The organism is Streptomyces sp. NPDC055189, assembly GCF_053606765.1.
In genome coordinates, this window is sequence record NZ_JBSGSG010000052.1 from 12,832 (window position 1) to 33,179 (window position 20,348).

The window sequence follows — 20,348 nt, forward strand, 5'->3', positions numbered from 1 at the left end:
AGGGCATATGACGGCGCGTCCGTGAACTCTGGGTTACTCACACCTCATCGACATGAGCACCTCGTGGGCACCTCAGGGGTGTCAGCCGCCGTAACGCCGGTGCCGGGCCGCGTAATCACGCAGCGCACGCAGGAAATCGACCTTGCGGAAGGCCGGCCAGAAAACTTCACAGAAGTAGTACTCGGAGTGGGCCGTCTGCCAGAGCATGAAGCCGGACAGACGTTGTTCTCCACTCGTTCGGATCACCAGGTCCGGGTCGGGCTGGGCCCTGGTGTAGAGGTGCTTGCCGATGAGATCGACGTCGACCTTGTCGGCCACCTCTTCGAGCGACTGCCCCTTGTCGGCGGCGTCGAGCAGCATCGAGCGGACGGCGTCGGCGATCTCCTGGCGGCCGCCGTAGCCGATCGCGACGTTGACCACTATCCCGTCGACGTGGGCCGTGGACTCCTCCGCCTCCTTGAGGACATTGCGCATCCCCGAGGGCAGGATGTCGGTGGCGCCGACGTGGTGGACGCGCCAGCGGCCGTCGCGGCCCAGCGAGCGGACGGTGTCCTCGATGATGCCGAGGAGCGGACCCAGTTCGTCCCGGGGCCGGTCGAAGTTGTCCGTCGAGAGCAGCCACAGCGTGACGACCTTGACGTCCGTCTCGCTGCACCAGCCGAGGAACTCCCCGATGTTGTCCGCCCCTGCCTGATGGCCCTGGGCGGTGGTGGACCCGGCGGCCTTGGCCCAGCGCCGGTTGCCATCCATGATGACCCCGATGTGCTTGGGCACCTGGTCATGGTCCAGATGACCTTCCACCCGGCGTGCGTACAGCCTGACCAGCAGGCCGCGCAGCCTGTCCCGCAGGTTCACGGTCTTTCAGCCCCTCCGTGCAGACGGCAGTCCCCGAAGGCGAAAGCCTACCGCTGTGAGGCCGGGGTTCCGCCCACGGGTGATCCGGGCACTGACCCCACAAGATCCGGGGCTGAAGTAGCTTCGTACCCATGAACGACACGTCTCTGTACCAAGCGGCAGCGGACCGTTACGACGCCATGGAGTACCGGCGCACGGGCCGCAGCGGCCTGAAACTCCCCGCCGTCTCCCTCGGCCTGTGGCACAACTTCGGCGACGACAAATCCCTGGAGAGCCAGCGCGCGATTCTGCGCCGCGCGTTCGACCTGGGCGTCACCCACTTCGACCTGGCGAACAACTACGGCCCGCCGGCCGGTTCCGCCGAGCTCAACTTCGGCAAGCTGTTCGCGCAGGACTTCGCCCCGTACCGCGACGAACTGGTCATTTCGACCAAGGCGGGCTACCTCATGCACCCCGGCCCGTACGGCGAGTGGGGTTCGCGCAAGTACCTGCTCTCGTCCCTCGACGCCTCGCTCAAGCGGATGGGCGTCGATTACGTCGACATCTTCTACTCGCACCGCTTCGACCCCAACACCCCGCTGCAGGAGACGATGGGCGCGCTCGCGTCCGCCGTCCAGCAGGGCAAGGCGCTGTACGTGGGCGTGTCCTCGTACAACAGCGAGCAGACCGCCGAAGCGGCGCGCCTGCTGCGGGAGATGGGCGTGCCCGCGCTCATCCACCAGCCCTCGTACTCGATGATCAACCGCTGGACCGAGGACGACGGCCTGCTCGACACGCTCGAGAGCGCGGGCATGGGCTGCATCTCGTTCGTGCCGCTGGCGCAGGGCCTGCTCACGAACAAGTACCTGAAGGGCATCCCGGAGGGTTCGCGTGCCACGCAGGGCAAGTCGCTCGACCCCGACCTGCTGAGCGACGAGGTCGTGCGCCGGCTCAATGGCCTGAACGACATCGCGGCCCGCCGCGACCAGTCGCTCGCGCAGCTGGCCCTGAACTGGGTCCTTCGCGACGAGCGGATGACCTCCGCGCTCATCGGCGCCTCCAGCGTGAAGCAGCTGGAGGAGAACGTGGCGGCCCTTGCGGGTCCCAAGCTCACGGACGAGGAACTCACCGAGATCGACACGTTCGCGGTCTCCACGCCGGGGACCAACATCTGGGCCGGGCGGAACTGACCGGACGGAACTGATCAGGCGGAACTGACCGCCGGGCCCTGCCCCTCAGGGGTAAGGGCCTGCTAGTAGGTGCGCGGGCGCTTGAACCAGGCGCCCGCGGCACCCTGGCTCAGCAGGACGACCACGGCGATCGAACCGAGCAGGCCCACGAGACCGCCCGGGTTGCCGGAGGCGAGGCCGCCGAGCCCGAGGGCTATCTGCACGCTCATCAGGACGATGCAGGTCACGCGCACGCCATTGCCCGCGCTCTTGAACGCGAAGGCGAAACCGCAGGTCACCAGGAGACAGACGTTCGCCCCGAAGGCCGCGCCCGCCGTCTGCGGGTCACCCGAGGCCGCGATCGCAATCGTGCCGAGCAGAACGAGTCCGCTGAGCACCCACACGACGATCTGCGCCGCGCGGACCGCGCCGGGGATCGTCTGCGGGGCGACGGGGCCGTAGCCGTACCCGTACGCGGGGGCGCCGCCCTGGGGCTGGCCGTACGGGTTGGGGTGGGGGTCCTGCGCCGGGCCGGTGTAACTGGGGAGTCCCTGTTGCGGGTTGACCTGGGGGGACTGCGGATCGTGCGGCGGCGGGGGGAATTGGTTCGACATGTCCCTGACCATATCCGGAGGCTTCGGCTCAGGGGCGGGGCGGGCGGCGCGGTGGGTGGTGGGGGCCGCGCGGTGGGTGGTGCGGCGGGCGGCGCGGGGCGCCGGCGTCCGGGCACAAAAAATCGGGCCGGTCCATGGGGGGGAGATGGACCGGCCCGAGGGGGGGTTTCCACCATAACCCTTCGTAAGTGATGCTGCGCGCATCGGCGTGCCACAACTACTCTCCGAAGTCGGCTGACAACTCCGGGGCCCTGTTCTCCCAACGGATTTCGGCCCCGTTGACAGATTTCGGCCCCGCGCAGTCGTAACCCATTGGAAGTAACGGGGAGTGGGGCCCCGCTTGACGCGGCGAGTGGGCGGGACGCGGTGGGGCCTGACCCGGCGGGCGGGATGCGGTGCGTGGCGGGATGCGGTGGGTGGGGTATGACTCGGCGGGCGGGAGGGGCGCTAGCTTCGGCTCGCATGGCGATGCTTCTGCTCCCGACCGGCCGGACACTCCCCCTGGAGATCGCGGACTCCGCCGGTGCACGGCGGCGCGGGCTGCTCGGCCGGGACGGGGTGACCGGGGCCCTGCTCCTGAGCCCTGCGAACAGCGTGCACACGGTGCGGATGCGGTTCGCCGTCGACGTGGCACACCTGGACCGGGAGCTGCGGGTGCTGTCCGTGCGGACGATGCGGCCCTGGCGGATCGGGCGGCCCCGGATGCGGGCCCGGCATGTCCTCGAGGCGGAGGCGGGGGCGATGGCCGGGTGGGGCGTGCGGCGGGGGACGCGGGTGGCGGTGCGGGCCGGTGAGCCGGGCGATTCCGTCGGTTCCGGCGGGCCTGTCGAGTCCGGCAGCTCCGGTAGCTCCGTCGGGGAGTGAGGGCGCGCGGAGCCGCGCAGCCCCCTCCACCGCACGGCACCGCACACGTGGCTTTGCTCACGCGAATTCGCCTTGGTCTGAACTTACGTGAAGTCCGCGGCGAGATCGAGCCGGTCTCGATAACGATGCGGAATCAACGCCACCTGTTCCGGGATCACTTGGCTAACTATTGCCCCGGCAAAGCAACCATCTGCCCGGATTTTCCGTCGGGCGACTTCCGCCGGTCGGATCCGGCTTCCGTCAGGCGGCCGTGCCTTCCTTGTTGCATCCCCGGTTGGCCAGGAGCTGCTCCATGTGCTCGTCGCCCCACACGCCCAGCGGGATCAGCGCCTCGTTCAGGGACGTGCCGAGGGGGGTCAGGGAGTACTCGACCTTCGGCGGCACCTCCCGGTACACCTCGCGGTGCACGATGCCGTCGGACTCCAGCTCGCGGAGCTGCTGGATGAGCACCTTCTCGCTGATTCCCTGGATGTGCCGACGGAGCTCGCCGAAGCGGAGCGTCGTGCCCGCGTAGAGCGCCCACAGGATCATCGGCTTCCACTTGCCGCCGACGACGTCGACGGCAGCGTCGAGACCGCAGACGTAAACCGCTTTACCGTCCTTACCGCTGCCCTTGTCGCTGTCCTTGTCGCTCCCCTTGCCAGTCCCCTTGTCGCTCTCCGAAATGCCCTCCGTGCCGGTCTTCGGCATGGTCCACTCCTCGTGTCCGCAGAGCCACTTACCCGATGGACAGTACCGAAGGAGACCTCCGATGAGCGCCCCTGTCACCGTCACGTGGAGTGCTGCCAACGCCCGTCGCATGGAACGGCAGTTCCTGCGGACACCGGCCAAGCCGGGCGAGGCAGGACCCGGCGAGGTCGTCGGCTCGATGCTCGGCGCACAGGCGCAGGTGTCGTCCGCCGCGGAGCTGTCGGTGGGGCTGCGGATGGACGGGGCGACCCGGCAGGACGTACGCGATGCGCTGTGGGGTGAGGAGCCGAGCCTGGTCAAGACGTACGGGCCGCGCGGAACGATCCACTTCCTGCCGGCCGCCGAACTCCCCCTCTGGACCGGCGCGTTGTCGGCGATTCCCGGCGGCCCGAGCCCTTTCAAGGCGGGTGATCGGCTGACTCCGGACCAGACGGAGGAGATCGTGCGCGCGATCGGGGATGCGTTGGACGGGGTCCGGCTGACGATCGACGAGCTCAGCGACGAGGTGGTGGCGCGTACGGGGCCCTGGGCCGGTGACCTGGTGATGCCCGCCTTCCAGGGGATGTGGCCGCGCTGGCGCTCGGTCATGCATCTGGCGGGCCACCGCGGGGTGCTGAGCTTCGGGCCGAACCGGGGGCGCAAGGTCACGTACACGCGTCCGCCGGAGACCGGAGAGCCGCCGCTCGACGCCGAGGTGGCGACGGGGCGCCTGGTGCGGCGCTTCTTGTACGCGTACGGGCCCGCGACGCCGCGTCAGTACGCCAAGTGGGCGGCAGCGCCGGGGGCTTGGGCGGACGGCGTGTTCGCGTCCCTGGCGTCCGCGGGGGAGATCGAGGAGGTCGGGCTGGAGGGGGAGCCTTCAGGGGCGTGGGTGACCGCGGGTGACACGGAGTTCCCCGAGTTCCCGGAGGAGCAGGTGCGGGGCGTACGACTGCTCCCCTACTTCGACGCGTACGTGATCGCCTCCCACCCGCGGGAAAGGCTCTTCCCCGGTCGGGCCTACGAGCGAGCGCTGGCCGGGGGCCAGGCAGGCAACTTCCCCGTACTGCTGATCGACGGGGTTGTGGCAGGCGTCTGGCACCAACGCCGCAGCGGCCGCCGGGTGACGGTCACGGTGGAACCCTTGTCCGCCCCGCTGAGTGCCTCACGGGAGCAGGAGCTTGCGGGGCAGGTGGAGCGGGTGGGGGAAGTGCTTGAGGGGCGGGCGGAGTTGGTGGTGGGGGCGGTGACGGTGGGGGCGCACGCTTAGGCGCGGAGCCCTTCGGTTCGGCGCCCGCGGGGTCTGGGCTTGCGGGTCAGGGCTTGCGGGTCAGGGTCTGCGGGTCAGGGCTTGCGGGCGTTGATCAGGTGTCTCGTGCTGTGGGCCACGAAAGGGCCCTCGGACTCGATCTGGGCGTGCAGTTCACGCAGTCGGGGGCGGTATCGCTCCACCGAGAAGTCCGGCACCATCCACACGACCTTGCGCAGGAAGTGGACGACGGCACCGATGTCGTAGAACTCGATGCGGAGCCGCTCGGCTTGCAGGTCGACGATCTCAAGCCCGGCCGCCTCCGCCGCCGCGCGCTCGCCGTCGGGGTGGCGTCCGTTCCGGACTTTCTCGGGCTGCGGCCCGAGGAAGTACTCGACGACCTCGAAGACGCTGGCGGGGCCGACGTGCTGGGCGAAGTACGTACCTCCGGGGCGCAGGACCCGCGCGATCTCGTCGAAGTCCGCCTTCACCGGATGCCGGCTGGTGACCAGGTCGAACGCCTCCGCCGCGAACGGCAGCGGCGCGTCCTCCGGCGAGGCCACGACCACCGCGCCGCGCGGATGCAGCAGGGCGGTGGCCTTGGCGACGTTCGGGGCCCAGCCTTCCGTGGCGACGGCGAGCGGCGGCAGGGCGGGCGCGGAGGCGAGGACTTCGCCGCCGCCGGTCTGGATGTCGAGGGAGGCGGTGGCGTGCCCGAGCCGCTCCCCCATGGCGTGGGCGTACCGCCAGGAGGGCCGCTCCTCGGTGGCCCGCCCCTCGAACCAGGAGAAGTCCCAGCCCTCGGTGGGGGCCGACTCCGCTTCCGCCACAAGTACGTCGAAATCACTCATGCGGCGATCTTCGCATCGGGCGGAGGTGCGGCTCATCCCAATTACTTCGGCCCCTACTGCGGCCCCACTGCCTCGGGGGTGATCGCCTTACCTCGGAGGTAATCGCCGTCGCCACGCCCACCGGCAACAATCACGGGACACCACACACACCCCCACGACGCACGCGCCCTCGTCACGCGCCCCACGCCAGCCTTGGAGGCACCCCCATGCCCGTGACCACCCGCTCCGTAGTGGAGGACCTCCTTGGCCGCATCGGCGAAGGCGACCCCGAGCGCATCGCCGCGCTGTACGCCGATGACGCCGACTGGAAGCTGGACTGGCCGGAGGCGGAGCACGGCCGCGCCGCCACTCCCTGGATCCGCCACCGCGCCACCCGCGCCGACGCCGCGGCCCACTACCGGGAGCTTGCCGAGCATCACGTGGCCGGGGAAGCGGCGACGCAGGTCGAGCGCATCCTCGTGGACGGCGCCCACGCCGTCGTACTCGGCGAGATCCGCCAGACCGCCCGCCCTACGGGAAAGCCCTACCGGGCACGGTTCGTGCTGCACCTCACGGTGGAAAACGGACTCGTCACCCGCCACCACGTGAACGAGGACAGCCTCGCGGTGACGCAGGCCTTCGGAGATCGGTAGCGGCAACGACCTTGTGCAGCTGCGGCCCGTTGATAGCCCCTGCGTCTGGTGTCGTGGCGGAAGGTCGTGGTCTTCCGGACCTCGCACTACTGGAACATCGGCATCCAACTGCTGCCGGAGGCCCGCGGACGCGGCATCGGCAGCCGGGCCCAGCGGCTGCTGGTGCGGTACCTCTTCGCCCCCTTCCGCAACGTGCATCGAGGCGGACACCGAGGGCGGGAACATCGCCGAGCAGCGCGCAGTGGCGGGACGGGGTTCGGTACGGGGTTTTGCGGGGGGAGAGGGGCGGGACTAGGGCAACGCCTGCATCACCGTGGCCGGACAGGGCCGCTGCCTCACCGACACCGAGGAAGCCCGCCCCTTGCACCCTGATGCGTGAGACCAGGGCGTGCGAGGCTGACTGCCGGCTGCAGGCGAGGGCTGTGCTGTGCTGGTCCGGCGCTTGAATCGGTCACCGGTGCCGTCCGGTTCTGCCGAGATTGGCGGTTCCGGGCCGGGAGTAAAGGGCGCTCCTACGTCGCGTCGGCTGCGCCGATTCCGCTGCGCTCCACCCTTGACACCCGCCCCTCCACCGCGCGAGGGAAAGCGACCGGACGGCCCGGGGGCGGGACTCTCGACCAGGGCAGCCGGGTTATCCGGCTTCCTGTCGGGTGCGGACTGGTTCGTCGGGGGCGGCCGCCAGAGGGTGAGGTGCGCGACCGCTCCGGGGAGGGGCACCGGTCTCGTCAAGCGGCTGCCGACCGGATCGTCGGGGGTGGCCGCAAGGGGGAAGGGCAGGCGTGGGGCAACCGCCCGGTGGTAGTGGGGCGGTCCGTCGGGCGGGCGTGGGGCGACCGCCCGGTGGTGGTGGGGTGGGCGGCCCGACCGGTGGTGGTGGGGCGGATTGCAGGAAAGTCCCACGCCACGCCGGGTGGAGGGCGGGTGTGGCGGGACTTTTCTGCAATCGGCGCCAGGGCCGGGGGTGGGGCACCAACTTTGGCAAAGTTGCGTTCCCGCAGACGAGGGGCGCACGCGGGAGCCGATGCGCCGTCGCGGGATGAGGTGTTGGCCGCCCCCGCAGACGGATGCCCGATGGGCAGAGGGCTCGCCGCCGACCTCGGCTCCCCGCGCGCGCGAGGGACGGCGAGAGACCGCCCGTGGAGCCGACCCCGGGCAACCCCGCCCGCCAGCCGCCGGACCGGACCGACGCACGCTACCCGGCGCCGGGGCCCGGCACCTCACCCCCTAGAGGGCGCACCACACACTCCGCGCGCCCCTCGTCACCCCGAACACAACTTTGCCAAGTAGGTCCCCCACCCCCACCCCTCCCCACCGATCACAGAAAAGCCCCGCCGCACAGGCCCCCAGCGCCCCGCATCGCGGGACTTTCCTGCAATCCGCCCCACCACCGCCCGCCGGACCACCCCGCCCCACTCCTGGCGGACGGTCGCCCGCCCCTGTCCGCCCCCGCCCTGCCCGCAGCCCGCCCCCAGCCCTCCGCACCGATCGCAGAAAAGTCCCGCCGCACCCGCCCTCAACGCCCCGCATCGCGGGACTTTCCTGCAATCCGCCCCACCACCGGCCCCCGGACCGCCTTCCGCACCGCCGGGCAGGCGGTCGCCCGTCTGCTCCCGCCTCCTGCCGCCGCCCCACGCCCGCCCCTTCCCTCTGGCGGCCACCCCCAACGAACCGGTCGGCAGCCGCTTGACGAGACCGGCACCCGTCCCCGGAGCGACCGCGCACCCCTCCCCCTCGGGGCGCCCCCCCCGACGAACCAGTCCGCACCCGACAGGAACACAGACGACCCGGCTGCCCTGGTCGAGAGTCCCGCCCCCGGGCCGTTCGGTCGCTTTCCCTCGCGCGGTGGAGGGGCGGGTGTCAAGGGTGGCCCGAAGGGCCATCGGCGCAGCCGACGCGCAGCGCAGCGGAGCGCCCTTTACTCCCGGTCCGTAACCGCCAAACTCCGGAGAACGGACGGCACCGGTGACCGACTCAAACGCCGGACCAGCACAGCCGGGGGATGGCTCGCCTGGAGCAGCCGTCAGTCCTGGCTTCCGGAGGGGGCGGTTCCTGTGTCGGCGCCGGAGCCTGTCGGGAAGGAGACCTCGACTCGGCGGTTCTTCTTGCGGCCCTCCTCGGAGCCGTTGTCCGCGATCGGGTAGTCCTCGCTGTAGCCGCGTACGGAGTACGTGACCTCGGGGCCCAGATAACTGGCCATCTTGTCGTGCACGGCTTCCGCGCGTTCGCGCGACAGTTTCTTGCCGTGACTGTACGAACCCAGGTCGTCCGTGAAGCCGAACACCCTTACGTTTGTCGCCTTTTGGGCCTTCGCCTCCTCGGCGATCGCCTTGATGCGCGCGGTCGCCTCCGGGTTCAGCTCGGGGCTGTCCTTGGGAAACAGCACCTCCGCCTGCAGTGCGAACTTCACGTCCGTGTTGGTGTCCTCGCGGCGCTCCTCGCCGCCGAGGTCTTCGACCACGGACTTGATGTCCAGGACCTTCGCCGGGGCCAGTGTCGCTCCGTCCGCCAGCTTCAGACCGGGGCTGTTGGAGTCGACCTCCTGGGGCGGCGTCGTGGTCGTACTGCCGGGGGGTGCGCTGGGGTCGTCTTCGTCAGCGAAGGCGGGGGTGCCGGTCAGGAGGACCAGGGCTGTGAGGGTGGCCGTGGCTGTGGCGAGAGTTCGGGTGCGTGATCGTGGGTGATCCATGGGTCACTCGCCCTCGGAGAGCTCAATGGCGGCTGGGGGCATCCCACCTACTTGGAACGTCACCTTGTTCGTTCCCTCCGGCGGGGCGGGGAACTGCGCGAACCAGTCAGCGGTGTTCCCCGCGTCGATGCCGCCCTCGAACTTGGTGCAGAGGCAGCGCCCGGTGGTGTCACGCAGGACCAAGTACCGCTTCTTCCCCTCTTGATCCACAAGGCTTGCACCGGCAATGGAGGCGCCGTTCTTGCGCAACTCCTGTTCATCTCCGCGCCATTGGCCTCCGGTCCATAGGCCATCAGAGGTATTCGTTACCTTGCCTGAAACGGTGAGGAAGCCGCCTTCATCGCGTTTGGCCGAGTTGATTACCAAGGTCACTCCGTCCCCCTTGGATTCGGCAAGCGTCTGATCGGCAGCAGGTGCCTGCGACTCCTTCTCGTCTCCCCCGTCGTCATCCTTTGCCGGCGCGGAGGGCTTGGAGTCCTTGTCGGACTTGCCATCGTCGTCCCCACCGCCGCCGCAGCCAGCGACCGTGAGGACCAGCCCAGTCGTGATCGCCACAGCGGTCATTGCCCTGCGGGTCTTCGTGGTGCGCCGAATGTTCATCGCTACGGCTTCCTTCTTTCGTCGATCGCTATGTCAGTCGGCCAGGTGCACGGAGAAGAGAGTTGATGCGTCCGGAAGATCTTCTAGATCGAAGTCATCAGGGTCGATCTCGAAGGAATCGCCGCCGTCACACTCGAACTCCACCACCTTCTCCGGGTCGGAAGAGGGCGCGATGCCGCAGCGTGGCTTGATGATGGCGGTTGCCTCCGCCTTGGCGTGCTGGGACTCCGTACCGGGAATGATCGAGTCGCCGACGGTGTAGTTCGTCTCGATCCCGACCCGGTAACCGGGATATCCGTTCACTTCGGCCGGGCCGAAGCTGGTCACGGTCGAGTCGTTGTCGGCGGCCAGCGCTTCAGCCGCTCCCTGCGCTCCGTCGCCGGTGAACTTGTCACCGTCCAGCCAGTCGAGCCAAGCGTCGCCATCGCCTATGGACTGGCCTAATCCGTCGACCAGTTCATCCCTTGAGTCCTGCGCGGCGGCCAGCGCGGCCGCATCGGCTGCAGATTGCGCACCGTTACGCGCAGATGCCGCTTGAGCAAACGCAAAGAAGGCGAACGCAACGAAAAGCAGTATCCCCGTAATCCAGATGTAGATGGGGAGAGTCTGCCCTCGGTCGCTTCGCAGGGAGGGGAGAACTATCACCCGCCGATGACGTCGCCCACCGCGTTGCCGATGGCCGTGGAGATTTTGTTGTCCAGGGCAAGGCTGTCGATCAACGTGTAGATCCCCGCGATCAAAATCATCAACCCCGCATACTCCACAAACCCGGCCCCCGCATCCCGATCCCTCCCCCGAACCCGGGAAGTCACCGTTACGGTCCAGTCCACCCAGACTCTGAGTACGCGATCTTTCAGCACGACGGCCCCTTCTCTCCCACCCGATACACGCACCGCGAAACGCATCACTGGCGCGGCCAATTACGACGCCGCTGTCGTCATAGGCAACGTACGCGAGATCATGTGACCCATCAGCCACTCTCCGCAACCAATGCCGTTTGTGACGCGCAAGTTGGCGAGTTCCCTTCCCCGGCGGCGTGGTCATCACGCACCCCGGGGGCATGCGGCAGAGGTTCTCGGTCGGGCCGGCGGTGGATCCGTGTGTTTCACGACTTCCCCTCCCCTGAGTACCGGGAACTCGGCTTTTGCAAAGGTCAGTTGGGGCGATGAGGCTCGGTGTGGGCCGCCTCCGGGGGGATTGCGCCCTTGCCGTCCTTCGAGCGACTGTCCCACATTGGGTTGCAGCCGCGAAGAGGTTTCGTGGAGTGGCTTGATACCGGCTCCCGCCGGAAGGGCCGCCGCAGCGCTCATCTCGCCCCTCACTTCCCCAGGATCGAGCCGAAGTCGGAGCCGGACCCGAGGAACATTCCCGCCGCAATCAGGATCATCGTCGCCGGGAGCATGAAGACCAGCGTCACCATGGTTGCCTTGGGGATCGTCTTGGCCGCCCTGCGGCGTGAGTTCTGGGCGTCCGTGCGGCGCATGTCCGTTGCCAGTTGGATCAGTGTGTCCGCGATGGGGGAGCCCAGTTCTTCGCCCTGCTGGAGCGCCGAGACGAATTGCGAGACCTGCTCCGACGCGTTCCTGCGGCGCAGCTCGTCGAAGGCCTGGCGGCGGCTTACCCCCATGTCCATCTGGCGCAGTGTGATGCGTAGTTCGTCCGCCCAGGGGCCCTCGTAGCGCTCCGCCACGCGGTCCAGTGCCTGCCGGAAGCCGAGGCCCGCCGACACCACCACCGCAAGTACGTCCAGGAAGTCCGGCAGCGTGCGGTCGATGACCTCGCGGCGGTCCCGTATCGCCTGCCAGATCAGCGCGTCCGCCGCCGTCACCCCGAAGGCGAAGGTGAGGAGGCCGAAGAGCAGTGAGCCGTTCGAGAGGAAGACCAGGCCCATGACGACGCCGAACAGGCCGTAGACCGCCCTGCGTGCCGCATAGCGGTCGATCGTCAGGCCTCCCGGGTTGCCCGCCATGTCGATCCTGCGGCGCTTGGCGTCCACCCGTTTCGGACCCATCATGCGCAGGACCAGCGGTGCGAAACGTATGCCGAGGCGGTCCACCGCCGAGCCCGCCGTCGAGACGCGGGTGGCGCCGACCTCCAGGGCGATCGCCAGGTCCGAGGGGAGCTTCGCCTCCGCGCGGTACATGCGCACGCCTTGGCAGGCGCCCGCCACCGCGAGCCCCATCACCACTGCCAGAGCCAGTGCCAGCATCGTGGATCCCCCCTCACACTTCGATCTTGCCCAGGCGTCTGATCACGAAGAAGCCCACCGCGTACAGGCCCAGCGAGATCAGGATCAGCATCTGGCCCACCGGCGATCCCGTCACCCTGGCCAGGGCGCCCTCGTTCGAAGAATTGATCAGGAGCAGCGAGCCCAGGCCCAGGAGCGGGACCGTGAATGCCGTCGCGTGGACCTCCGAGAGCATCGTGCGGACCTCCCTGCGGGTCTCCTTGCGGTCCTCCAGGGTCTGGGTGAGGTTCCGCAGCGAGTTCACCACCGAGCCGCCCGCCTTGTTGGAGAGGACCAGCGTTGTCACGAGGACTATCAACTCGCGGGACGGGAGGCGTTCGGCCAGTTCACCCAGGGTGTCGTCGATCGAGCGGCCCAGCGCCAGCTGGTCCGCCACCATGGAGAGTTCCTCGCCCGCGGGGGCTTCCAGTTCCTCCGCCGCCATTGCCAGTGACGTGCGCAGGGCTAGGCCTGCTGCTGTGGCGTTCGCCAGGATGCGGGCCACATCCGGGAGTTGGTTGATGAACGCTTCGATTCGTTTCTGGCGTTGCCAGTTGAGGAACACGACCGCGCTCCAGACCGCCACAATGCCCGCGATCGGGCCGAAGAACGGTGCGAGCGATGCCGCCGCCAGCAGCCAGAGCGCGGCTACGACCGCCACCACGTAGACGAAGAACTCACCCGCCGTCAGGTCCAGGCCCGTCGCCGAGAGGCGCAGGTGGATGGAGCGGCCGAGGCGGGTGCGGCGCAGGCGGCGGTCGACTGCCGAGAAGCGGCGTCCCCGGACGCCGCCGGCGTCGCCCGTGCCGGGGCCGATCGACAGGCGGTCGACCAGGGCCTGGCGCTGGGCCCGGCCCGACGCGTAGGCCTGGACTCCCGCCACGGCGAGCGTGCCGGTCAGGATCGTGGCGCCGAGGGCCAGGAGGGCGGCTTGGTTCTCCATCAGTCGGTGGCCTCTCCCGTGCCTGTGACCTCTCCCGTGCCCCTGCCCGTGCTCGTCCCCGCACTCATCCGATCGCCTCTCTCGTGTTCAGTACGTCGATCGCCTGCGCCACGCCGAAACCGGGCGGCACCGGCTCGCCCGCGACGTAGAGGCGCTCGGCGACGGAGCGCGGGAGCGGCAGGTGCTCGAAGTAGCCGTGCACGCGGCGGTCCAGGCCGCCGCCGCCCGGCTGGCGCGGCACGAAGCGGGTGACCGGGGAGATGCGGAACTGTTCGCGGCCGTGCGACACGAGGAGGACGATCTCGGCGATCTTGCGGGAGCCGTCCGCGAGCCGTGCCAGCTGGACGACCACGTCCACCGCCGAGTTGATCTGGTCCTTCAGCGCCTCGAAGGGGATCTGGACCTCGGACATCGAGCCGAGGGTCTGGAGGCGCATGAGGGCGTCCTCCGCCGTGTTCGCGTGGACCGTGGCGAGGGAGCCGTCGTGGCCCGTCGACATCGCCTGGAGCATGTCGAGCGTCTCGCCGCCTCGGACCTCACCGACGATGATGCGGTCGGGGCGCATACGGAGGCTGTTGCGGACCAGGTCGCGGATGGTGATCTGGCCCTTGCCCTCCACGTTCGGGGGGCGGGATTCGAGACGGATCACGTGGTCCTGCTGGAGCTGCAGTTCGGCCGAGTCCTCGATGGTGATGATGCGTTCGTGGGCGGGGAGGAGACCGGAGAGCGCGTTGAGGAGCGTCGTCTTTCCGGAGCCCGTGCCGCCGCTGACGATGATGTTGAAGCGGGCGCGTACGAAGGCGGAGAGCAGGAGCAGCATGTGCTCGTCGAGCGAGCCGAGGCCGATGAGCTCGTGCAGCGTGTACGCGCGGGGGAAGCGGCGGATGGTGAGCGTCGCGCCGGTGAGGGCGAGGGGCGGGATGATCACGTTCACTCGCTCGCCGGTGGGCAGGCGGGCGTCGACCATGGGGTTCGACTCGTCCACGCGGCGGTTGACCGTGGAGACGATGCGTTCGATGGTCTGCATGAGCTGGTCGTTCGACGCGAAGCGGAGGGGGAGTTGCTCGACGCGTCCGGCGCGCTCCACGAAGATCGAGTCGGGGCCGTTGACCATGATTTCCGTGATGGAGGCGTCGGCCAGGAGCGGTTCCAGTACGCCGAGTCCCAGGGCCTCGTCCACGACGCGGCGGATGAGCTGGGAGCGTTCCGATGTGGAGAGGACGGGGCCCTCGCGGCTGATGATGTGGCCCATGACGCGTTCCAGGCGGACCCGGCGGTCGGCCGTGGTGAGGGACGACATCTCGGCGAGGTCGATCTCTTCGAGGAGCTTGGATCGGTAGACGGCGACGAGGCTGTCGTCGCGGCTCGGGCCGTTGTCCTTGCCGTGGTCGTGCGCGGTCGCCACGCGGTCGCGGAGGCTCATTGCTTCTCTCAGCTCCCGTCTTCGTCATCGTCGTTGGGCATGGTGGCCGACTTCGTGACGGACCAGCCGGCGTCCACGAAGGGGAGGAGGGTGGGGACCTGGACGGTGACCTCCGCGGTGGTCGTGGCGCCGCCGCCGCTGATGGCGACCTGGGCGTCGAGGCTGCCGTCCATCGCGGCCTTCCCCGCGGCTTCGCCGCCGTCGCCCTGCGAGGCGACGCGGGCTGCCGCGCGGGCGCCGGAGCCTGCCTGGTTGACGGCGTAGCCGACGAGGCCGAGCTGGATTGCGGCGAGGCCGATGAGGAGCAGGACGGGCAGGAAGCCGGCGAACTCCAGCATGGATACTCCGCGGTCGTTCCAGCGGCCGTTCCAACGGGGGTTCCGGCGGGGGTTCCAGGGGTCGTTCCGGCGGTCGTTCCGGCGCGGGTTCTTGTGCGCTGACCGACCCGCGCCCGGCAGCATCCTCGCACCGCCAGTCGTCACCGGCTCCGCCGAGTTCGTCCTCAGACGCCGGACAGGCTGGATCTCCCGCAGCCTCACCCCTCCTCCCCCTCCTTCGCCGCCCCCGCCTCCCCGCTCACGCTCCACCCCGTGTCGATGCCGGGGAAGAACAGCGGGACGTCCGCGTCCACGTGGGCCTTCCATACCGAGCCGTCGTCCGTGCAGGACACCGTCGCGCCCTGCCAGGCCGAGGGCAGATGCTCCTTCGCGGCGGACGCGCACGCCGCCTCGCCGCCCTCGCCCACCGCGTACGCGGCTGTCGCGGCCCTCGCCGCCTCGTCCGCGGCGTTTCCCGCGAGGGAGAACGTGTAGCCGTACAGGGCGCACTGCCACAGGAGGCCCATCACGGCGAGCAGGAGCGGGAACATCCCGGCGAATTCGAGGGTGACGGCGCCCCGGTCGCCGCTCACCCGCTTCCGGAGGGTCAGCGCGCCCCTTTTGGCGCCGCCGGACGCCTCCGCGTCCACCAGGCCGAGCTCGCCCGCGAGCGCCCACAGTGCCTGTTTGACCGAGGACTTGCTGTCCAGGTCCTGCATGCGGCCAGCGTCGACCGCGCCCTGCAGTTCCTTGAAGTTCGCGGGGACGGTCGTACGGGCCACCTTCGTGCCCGTCACCCGTTCCACCAGGGACGGCTGGATGTCCGCGGCCTTGCCGTGGCGGTTGACGACCGTGAGCGTCTCCTCCGCCTTGCGGATCTGCAGGCGGTCCCACAGGCGCACCATGCGCTTGGCCGCCCTTACGGATACGACGTCCGGGGTGACGAGGAGGATCGCCTGGTCGGCGAGTTCGATGGCTGCCGCGCTCGCCCCCGTGACGTACGTACCGCAGTCGACCAGGACGACGTCGTAGCGGCTGCGCAGGGCGTTGAGTGTCTGGCGGGCCACCCGGTCGGTGATCTCCTCGCCCCGTTCGCCCTCGCCGGGGGCCAGGAGGAGGCCGATGCCGGTCTCGTGGGTGTAGACGGCGTCCTGGAGCACGCGGGGCGTGATGTCGGTGATCGCCGCGAGGTCCGCTATCGAGCGGCGGAACTGCACGTCCAGGTACGAGGAGACGTCACCGGACTGGAGGTCCAGGTCCAGGAGGGCGACTGTGCGGCCCGATGCGCGGGCGGCGAGGGCGAGCTGGACGGTGGCGAGGGTGGTCCCCACGCCTCCCTTGGACCCGCTCACCGCGACGACGTGCCCGCCGCCGGGAGTCTCGCCCGGCCCGGCGTACAGCTCCATGCCCGCGCTGCCCAGATGCCTGCGCATCCCCGCCGACCAGGCGGCTGCCGCGTGCACCCGCTCGGCCAGCGCGTCGAAGGCGAGGGGGAAGCCGACGATGCCGCGCGCGCCGGAGTCCATGGCGGCGGTCAGGAGGCCGGGGCTGGTGTCGGCGGTGATGAGGACGACGCCGACCGCGGGGAAGCGCATGACGAGGTCGCGGATCAGGTCGAGCGCGGGGACGGGGCCGATGCGCTCGTGGATGAGGACGACTTCCGGCAGCTCGTCGAGCGACTCGGCCGCGAGTCGCGCCAGGGTGTCGAGCAGCGCGGTCGAGTCGGCCACGGGGAGGGCGGGTTCGGCGTCCGGCAGCTGTCCGATGAGCGTGGAGAGCGCGCGGGCGGCGTCCATGTCCCCGATGGCGGGGAGGATACGGGTGGTCATACGGGGTCGCCTCCCGACGGGCCTGCGGCGGCGTTCGGATACGGGGGTACGCCTGCGGCGGGGCGGGCGGCGTGGGTTGCCTTGCCCGGCAGTGTGCCCTGACGAACAGGCCTTTCACGCCCACCCGCCCGATTACCCCGCACCACGACCCAACCGAACAGACCCCCCTCGCCGCACAACGACGACGACCGCGGGGCAATCGGGCGGGTGGGCGGGAGAGACTCGCCGCGCAGCGGCGGCCCGGAGCGGCTGCCCCTCGCGGGAGCGAGACCCCGCGGCGGCCCGGAGCGGCTGCCCCTCGCGGGAACGAGACCCCGCGGCGGACTGGAGTGGCTGCCCCTCGCGGGAGCGAACCGTCGCCTCATCCCCGCACCCCCTACTTGTCCTCGTCGAGTGTGTAAGTCCGGTCGCTCCGCGGGATCGTGCTCTCCTCGCCCTGTCCGACCAGGGCGAGCCGTACGTGCGTGGCGAACGACTCCGCGTACGCCACGCGCTGCGCGTCCGCCGTCTCCAGGGCGAACGTGATCGGCACCGCCTCCGTCGCCTTGCGGCGGCTGCTGTTGCGGTCGTCCTGGTCAGGGTCGAGCGCCGTCAGCTTGCCCACGTCGATCACCTTCGCGGACTCGACGATGACCTTGGACTGGTCCTTGGCGTTGTCGGTCTCGGCCTTGAAGGTGGCGTAGATGTTCACCGTCGAGCCCGGCGTGATCTTGCCGGCGACACCCGTGGCCGCGTCGATCATGATCGCGATCTCCTGCTGGCCGGGCGCCAGTTCGGGGCGGTTGACGATCATGTCCGTCTGGAGCAGCGAGCCCTTGCGCAGCTCCGTCACCGCGATCTTGCCGCGGACCTGGCGGAGGTCGGTGACCGCGTTGTCGGAGAGCCATCGCTCCGGCATCTCGACCTTCTCGAACTGGTCCGCGCTGAGCTCCTTGTACGGGGCTATGTCCCCCTTGAGCTTGTACGCGACCACCTCGGGCCCCACCTTCGAGTTCACGTCCCGGATCACCGAGAGGACGCCCACGAACGCGCCGAACGCGGCCAGGACCGACAGGACCAGCAGGATGACGCCGCGGCGCTGGCGTGAGTTCATGAACCGGACTACCTCGATCGGGTGCGGATGGCTACGGACAGTGATCGGCGTGGTGCGTGTTCAGTTCGGCTTCGTGCACGTCATTCGTGCAGGTCAGAGGGGCCCGGCCCTACGTCGCGCCTCGCGGCAGCGCTCGTACGGGAGCACCGGAAGCGGAAGCAGCGGCAGGAGGCGCCGCGCGTTCAGGAGGCGGCGGGAGCGGCTGGAGCGGCGCCGCGCAGAAGCCGCAGCGGTCGCCGATGAGTTCGAGTCCGCACCAGTGGCAGTCGTCACGGCGGACGGACGACACCAGTTGGTAGAGCACGGAGATGTCGGGGATCGCCGCGGCGAACTCGACGAGCTTGCCCGTCGCCCACCACCGCGCGGACTCCCCCGGAAGCCGCGCCTCCGAGACCCCCTGGGTCCGCCACGCGGGAGCGAGCGTCTCGGTGACCCAGCCGGGGGCCAGCTGTCCGGCGGCGTACAGCATCTTCGTGCCGAATCCGGGGCCGGAGAGCGTCGCGTCGCCCGTCACCTTGATCAGCTGGGGGCGCGGTGTGGCGAGTACGGCGAACTGGGCGCCCGGTACCCATGACTTGGCGTGCGACTGGAGGGTGACCGGGACCCGGTCCAGCTTGGCCACCGAGCCGAGCAGCGCGCCCGCGTAGATGTAGTGGGAGAGGAGGCGCGCGGCGGAGGCGAGCACTCCGGGGCTGAAGTCGCAGATCGACAGCTGGCGGAGCTGGAGCGCGAGGACCGCGAGGCCCAGCGGCGGCAGGTCGGGGCGGAGGATCGCGATGCGGTCGCTCTCCAGGACGGAGCGGATCGCGTGCATGCGCTGTACGACGGCGGGCGGCGCCGACGCGGGGCACAGGACGATCACATAGCCGTGGTGCTCGATGAGCGTGTGCATCTCGGTCAGCGCCTGGTCCAGGGAGTACGTCCGGGACGACTGGACGGCGCTCTGGAGGACGGCCGCCGACGGGGTGTGCCGGTCGGGCGACGGCAGCACCAGGTCAGGGCCTGTGACGGCTATGGCGGTCGGCATGCGTACACCCCCCGGTCTTCCCCCGGTCTCCCTGCACTTCTGCCTCAGCACCATATCCAGGTCAGCGCCACCTCAACACCCAACTTCCCACTGTTCACATTGAGGTTGGCCGGACTGCCGGGGTCCCGGTGATGCCAGAGGTCTTGACAACTCAATTGGTCTGGACCAGCTTGTACGACCACTGGACCAGGTTGCATCCCCACACGTACGACCAAGCGAGAGCTCTCCGAATGCCCCAACTCCCCCCACCGGAGGCAGAAGTGGACCACGCACGCGGCAGGACACGCAGGAAGGCAGGTCCCGTCATCACTCTGGCAACGGCACTCGCCCTCGCGCTCACCGGCCTGCTCACCGGAGGCGCCGACAACGCCGACGCCGATACCCGTGCCGTGCCGAAGCACGCGGTGACCGGCTACTGGCAGAACTTCGACAACGGCGCCACGGTCCAGAAGCTGAGCGACGTACAGGACGAATACGACATCATCGCGGTCTCTTTCGCGGACGCGACCAGCACGCCGGGCGAGCTGGCCTTCAACCTCGACTCGGCCGGGCTCGGCGGCTACACGGTCGACCAGTTCAAGGCCGACATCAAGGCCAAGCAGGCGGCCGGGAAGTCCGTGATCCTCTCGGTCGGCGGCGAGAAGGGCGCGGTGTCGGTCGCCGACTCGGCGTCCGCGACCGCCTTCGCCGACTCGGCGTACAAGCTCATGCAGGAGTACGGCTTCGACGGCGTCGACATCGACCTGGAGAACGGCCTCCACTCGGAGTACATGTCGCAGGCCCTGAAGTCCCTCGCGGGGAAAGCCGGTTCCGGGTTCGTGCTGACCATGGCGCCGCAGACGATCGACATGCAGTCGACGTCGGGCGAGTACTTCAAGACGGCGCTCGCCGTGAAGGACATCCTCACGGTCGTCAACATGCAGTACTACAACAGCGGTTCGATGCTCGGCTGTGACGGCAAGGTCTACAGCCAGGGATCGGTGGACTTCCTGACGGCGCTCGCCTGTATCCAGCTGGAGGGCGGCCTCGACCCGTCGCAGGTCGGCATAGGCGTGCCGGCCTCGTCGCAGGCCGCGGGCGGCGGTTACGTATCGCCGTCCGTCGTGAACCAGGCCCTGGACTGCCTGGCGAAGGGCACGAGCTGCGGTTCCTTCAAGCCGTCCAAGACGTACCCCGGCATCCGGGGCGCGATGACCTGGTCGACGAACTGGGACGCCGCCGACGGCAGCTCCTGGTCCAAGGCGGTGGGCCCGCACGTCCACGGCCTGCCGTAGGCCGCCCTTCTACCGCAGCGCCGCCGCTCCCCCGGCGGCGCTGCCGT

Annotated in this window: 20 protein-coding genes; 5 read left to right on the forward strand and 15 right to left on the reverse strand. The window is 69.7% G+C overall.

All coding sequences use genetic code 11. The features are described from left to right. Window positions 1–81: 81 nt before the first annotated feature. A complete protein-coding gene (locus ACWFR3_RS29625; protein ID WP_453737715.1) occupies window positions 82–855 on the reverse strand; it encodes an isoprenyl transferase in 774 nt (257 codons plus the stop codon). 131 nt (window positions 856–986) lie between these two features. Here ACWFR3_RS29625 and mgrA point away from each other — a divergent pair, with 131 nt between their 5' ends. After that, on the forward strand, window positions 987–2,024 hold the full coding sequence (gene mgrA / locus ACWFR3_RS29630; protein ID WP_453737716.1) for an L-glyceraldehyde 3-phosphate reductase: 1,038 nt from the start codon (window positions 987–989) through the stop codon (window positions 2,022–2,024). A gap of 62 nt (window positions 2,025–2,086) precedes the next feature. Here the strand turns inward: mgrA and ACWFR3_RS29635 are convergent, their stop codons facing one another. Further along, the gene (locus ACWFR3_RS29635; protein ID WP_453737717.1) at window positions 2,087–2,617 is read right to left on the reverse strand and encodes a hypothetical protein; all 531 of its coding nucleotides are present in this window, start codon (window positions 2,615–2,617) and stop codon (window positions 2,087–2,089) included. A gap of 462 nt (window positions 2,618–3,079) precedes the next feature. On the opposite strand from ACWFR3_RS29635, the gene ACWFR3_RS29640 reads away from it, so the two are divergent. Next, window positions 3,080–3,481, forward strand: coding sequence for a DUF192 domain-containing protein (locus tag ACWFR3_RS29640; RefSeq protein WP_453737718.1), 402 nt, complete (start codon window positions 3,080–3,082; stop codon window positions 3,479–3,481). A gap of 240 nt (window positions 3,482–3,721) precedes the next feature. Here the strand turns inward: ACWFR3_RS29640 and ACWFR3_RS29645 are convergent, their stop codons facing one another. Beyond that, a complete protein-coding gene (locus tag ACWFR3_RS29645; RefSeq protein ID WP_453737719.1) occupies window positions 3,722–4,171 on the reverse strand; it encodes a winged helix-turn-helix transcriptional regulator in 450 nt (149 codons plus the stop codon). 61 nt (window positions 4,172–4,232) lie between these two features. Between ACWFR3_RS29645 and ACWFR3_RS29650 the strand changes: the two genes are divergently transcribed. Continuing rightward, on the forward strand, window positions 4,233–5,420 hold the full coding sequence (locus ACWFR3_RS29650; protein WP_453737720.1) for a winged helix DNA-binding domain-containing protein: 1,188 nt from the start codon (window positions 4,233–4,235) through the stop codon (window positions 5,418–5,420). A gap of 74 nt (window positions 5,421–5,494) precedes the next feature. Here the strand turns inward: ACWFR3_RS29650 and ACWFR3_RS29655 are convergent, their stop codons facing one another. Beyond that, window positions 5,495–6,250, reverse strand: coding sequence for a class I SAM-dependent methyltransferase (locus ACWFR3_RS29655; RefSeq protein ID WP_453737721.1), 756 nt, complete (start codon window positions 6,248–6,250; stop codon window positions 5,495–5,497). A gap of 206 nt (window positions 6,251–6,456) precedes the next feature. Here ACWFR3_RS29655 and ACWFR3_RS29660 point away from each other — a divergent pair, with 206 nt between their 5' ends. Then, window positions 6,457–6,882 (forward strand): nuclear transport factor 2 family protein, encoded by a 426-nt coding sequence (locus ACWFR3_RS29660; RefSeq protein WP_453737722.1) that lies wholly within the window; start codon window positions 6,457–6,459, stop codon window positions 6,880–6,882. A gap of 2,020 nt (window positions 6,883–8,902) precedes the next feature. Here ACWFR3_RS29660 and ACWFR3_RS29665 read toward each other — a convergent pair. The 11 genes from ACWFR3_RS29665 to ACWFR3_RS29715 all read right to left on the reverse strand — a co-directional run bounded on the left by ACWFR3_RS29665 (window position 8,903) and on the right by ACWFR3_RS29715 (window position 19,027). Continuing rightward, entirely contained in the window at window positions 8,903–9,568 is a 666-nt protein-coding gene (locus tag ACWFR3_RS29665) for an OmpA family protein (RefSeq protein WP_453737723.1), read from the reverse strand. Window positions 9,569–9,571: 3 nt separating this feature from the next. Next, window positions 9,572–10,168, reverse strand: a complete 597-nt coding sequence (locus tag ACWFR3_RS29670; protein ID WP_453737724.1) for a hypothetical protein — start codon at window positions 10,166–10,168, stop codon at window positions 9,572–9,574. Between the two features lie 33 nt (window positions 10,169–10,201). Then, window positions 10,202–10,813, reverse strand: a complete 612-nt coding sequence (locus ACWFR3_RS29675) for a pilus assembly protein TadG-related protein (protein ID WP_453737725.1) — start codon at window positions 10,811–10,813, stop codon at window positions 10,202–10,204. After that, on the reverse strand, window positions 10,810–11,028 hold the full coding sequence (locus ACWFR3_RS29680; protein WP_453737726.1) for a hypothetical protein: 219 nt from the start codon (window positions 11,026–11,028) through the stop codon (window positions 10,810–10,812). The genes ACWFR3_RS29675 and ACWFR3_RS29680 overlap by 4 nt, the downstream gene beginning before the upstream one ends. Window positions 11,029–11,486: 458 nt before the next feature. After that, on the reverse strand, window positions 11,487–12,377 hold the full coding sequence (locus ACWFR3_RS29685) for a DUF5936 domain-containing protein (RefSeq protein WP_453737727.1): 891 nt from the start codon (window positions 12,375–12,377) through the stop codon (window positions 11,487–11,489). Window positions 12,378–12,390: 13 nt separating this feature from the next. Further along, window positions 12,391–13,338, reverse strand: a complete 948-nt coding sequence (locus ACWFR3_RS29690) for a type II secretion system F family protein (protein WP_453737728.1) — start codon at window positions 13,336–13,338, stop codon at window positions 12,391–12,393. Between the two features lie 64 nt (window positions 13,339–13,402). Beyond that, window positions 13,403–14,761 (reverse strand): CpaF family protein, encoded by a 1,359-nt coding sequence (locus tag ACWFR3_RS29695; protein WP_453737729.1) that lies wholly within the window; start codon window positions 14,759–14,761, stop codon window positions 13,403–13,405. An 8-nt stretch (window positions 14,762–14,769) separates the two neighbouring features. Next, on the reverse strand, window positions 14,770–15,099 hold the full coding sequence (locus ACWFR3_RS29700) for a TadE/TadG family type IV pilus assembly protein (RefSeq protein WP_453737730.1): 330 nt from the start codon (window positions 15,097–15,099) through the stop codon (window positions 14,770–14,772). A gap of 197 nt (window positions 15,100–15,296) precedes the next feature. Next, window positions 15,297–16,907 (reverse strand): AAA family ATPase, encoded by a 1,611-nt coding sequence (locus ACWFR3_RS29705; RefSeq protein WP_453737731.1) that lies wholly within the window; start codon window positions 16,905–16,907, stop codon window positions 15,297–15,299. A 376-nt stretch (window positions 16,908–17,283) separates the two neighbouring features. After that, a complete protein-coding gene (gene cpaB / locus ACWFR3_RS29710) occupies window positions 17,284–18,000 on the reverse strand; it encodes a Flp pilus assembly protein CpaB (protein ID WP_453737732.1) in 717 nt (238 codons plus the stop codon). Window positions 18,001–18,109: 109 nt separating this feature from the next. Continuing rightward, a complete protein-coding gene (locus ACWFR3_RS29715) occupies window positions 18,110–19,027 on the reverse strand; it encodes a hypothetical protein (protein ID WP_453737733.1) in 918 nt (305 codons plus the stop codon). A gap of 230 nt (window positions 19,028–19,257) precedes the next feature. Between ACWFR3_RS29715 and ACWFR3_RS29720 the strand changes: the two genes are divergently transcribed. Further along, entirely contained in the window at window positions 19,258–20,301 is a 1,044-nt protein-coding gene (locus ACWFR3_RS29720; RefSeq protein ID WP_453737734.1) for a chitinase, read from the forward strand. The last annotated feature ends 47 nt before the right edge of the window (window positions 20,302–20,348 follow it).

Excerpts from the sequence above, each read along its gene's own strand:
- ACWFR3_RS29660 (WP_453737722.1), top strand. The coding sequence starts at position 6,457 with ATGCCCGTGACCACCCGCTCCGTAGTGGAGGACCTCCTTGGCCGCATC.
- ACWFR3_RS29705 (WP_453737731.1), bottom strand. The coding sequence starts at position 16,907 with ATGACCACCCGTATCCTCCCCGCCATCGGGGACATGGACGCCGCCCGC.
- ACWFR3_RS29635 (WP_453737717.1), bottom strand. The coding sequence starts at position 2,617 with ATGTCGAACCAATTCCCCCCGCCGCCGCACGATCCGCAGTCCCCCCAG.
- ACWFR3_RS29695 (WP_453737729.1), bottom strand. The coding sequence starts at position 14,761 with ATGAGCCTCCGCGACCGCGTGGCGACCGCGCACGACCACGGCAAGGAC.
- ACWFR3_RS29720 (WP_453737734.1), top strand. The coding sequence starts at position 19,258 with ATGCCCCAACTCCCCCCACCGGAGGCAGAAGTGGACCACGCACGCGGC.
- mgrA (WP_453737716.1), top strand. The coding sequence starts at position 987 with ATGAACGACACGTCTCTGTACCAAGCGGCAGCGGACCGTTACGACGCC.
- ACWFR3_RS29685 (WP_453737727.1), bottom strand. The coding sequence starts at position 12,377 with ATGCTGGCACTGGCTCTGGCAGTGGTGATGGGGCTCGCGGTGGCGGGC.
- cpaB (WP_453737732.1), bottom strand. The coding sequence starts at position 18,000 with ATGAACTCACGCCAGCGCCGCGGCGTCATCCTGCTGGTCCTGTCGGTC.
- ACWFR3_RS29700 (WP_453737730.1), bottom strand. The coding sequence starts at position 15,099 with ATGCTGGAGTTCGCCGGCTTCCTGCCCGTCCTGCTCCTCATCGGCCTC.
- ACWFR3_RS29650 (WP_453737720.1), top strand. The coding sequence starts at position 4,233 with ATGAGCGCCCCTGTCACCGTCACGTGGAGTGCTGCCAACGCCCGTCGC.
- ACWFR3_RS29670 (WP_453737724.1), bottom strand. The coding sequence starts at position 10,168 with ATGAACATTCGGCGCACCACGAAGACCCGCAGGGCAATGACCGCTGTG.
- ACWFR3_RS29655 (WP_453737721.1), bottom strand. The coding sequence starts at position 6,250 with ATGAGTGATTTCGACGTACTTGTGGCGGAAGCGGAGTCGGCCCCCACC.
- ACWFR3_RS29690 (WP_453737728.1), bottom strand. The coding sequence starts at position 13,338 with ATGGAGAACCAAGCCGCCCTCCTGGCCCTCGGCGCCACGATCCTGACC.
- ACWFR3_RS29715 (WP_453737733.1), bottom strand. The coding sequence starts at position 19,027 with ATGCCGACCGCCATAGCCGTCACAGGCCCTGACCTGGTGCTGCCGTCG.
- ACWFR3_RS29665 (WP_453737723.1), bottom strand. The coding sequence starts at position 9,568 with ATGGATCACCCACGATCACGCACCCGAACTCTCGCCACAGCCACGGCC.
- ACWFR3_RS29640 (WP_453737718.1), top strand. The coding sequence starts at position 3,080 with ATGGCGATGCTTCTGCTCCCGACCGGCCGGACACTCCCCCTGGAGATC.
- ACWFR3_RS29645 (WP_453737719.1), bottom strand. The coding sequence starts at position 4,171 with ATGCCGAAGACCGGCACGGAGGGCATTTCGGAGAGCGACAAGGGGACT.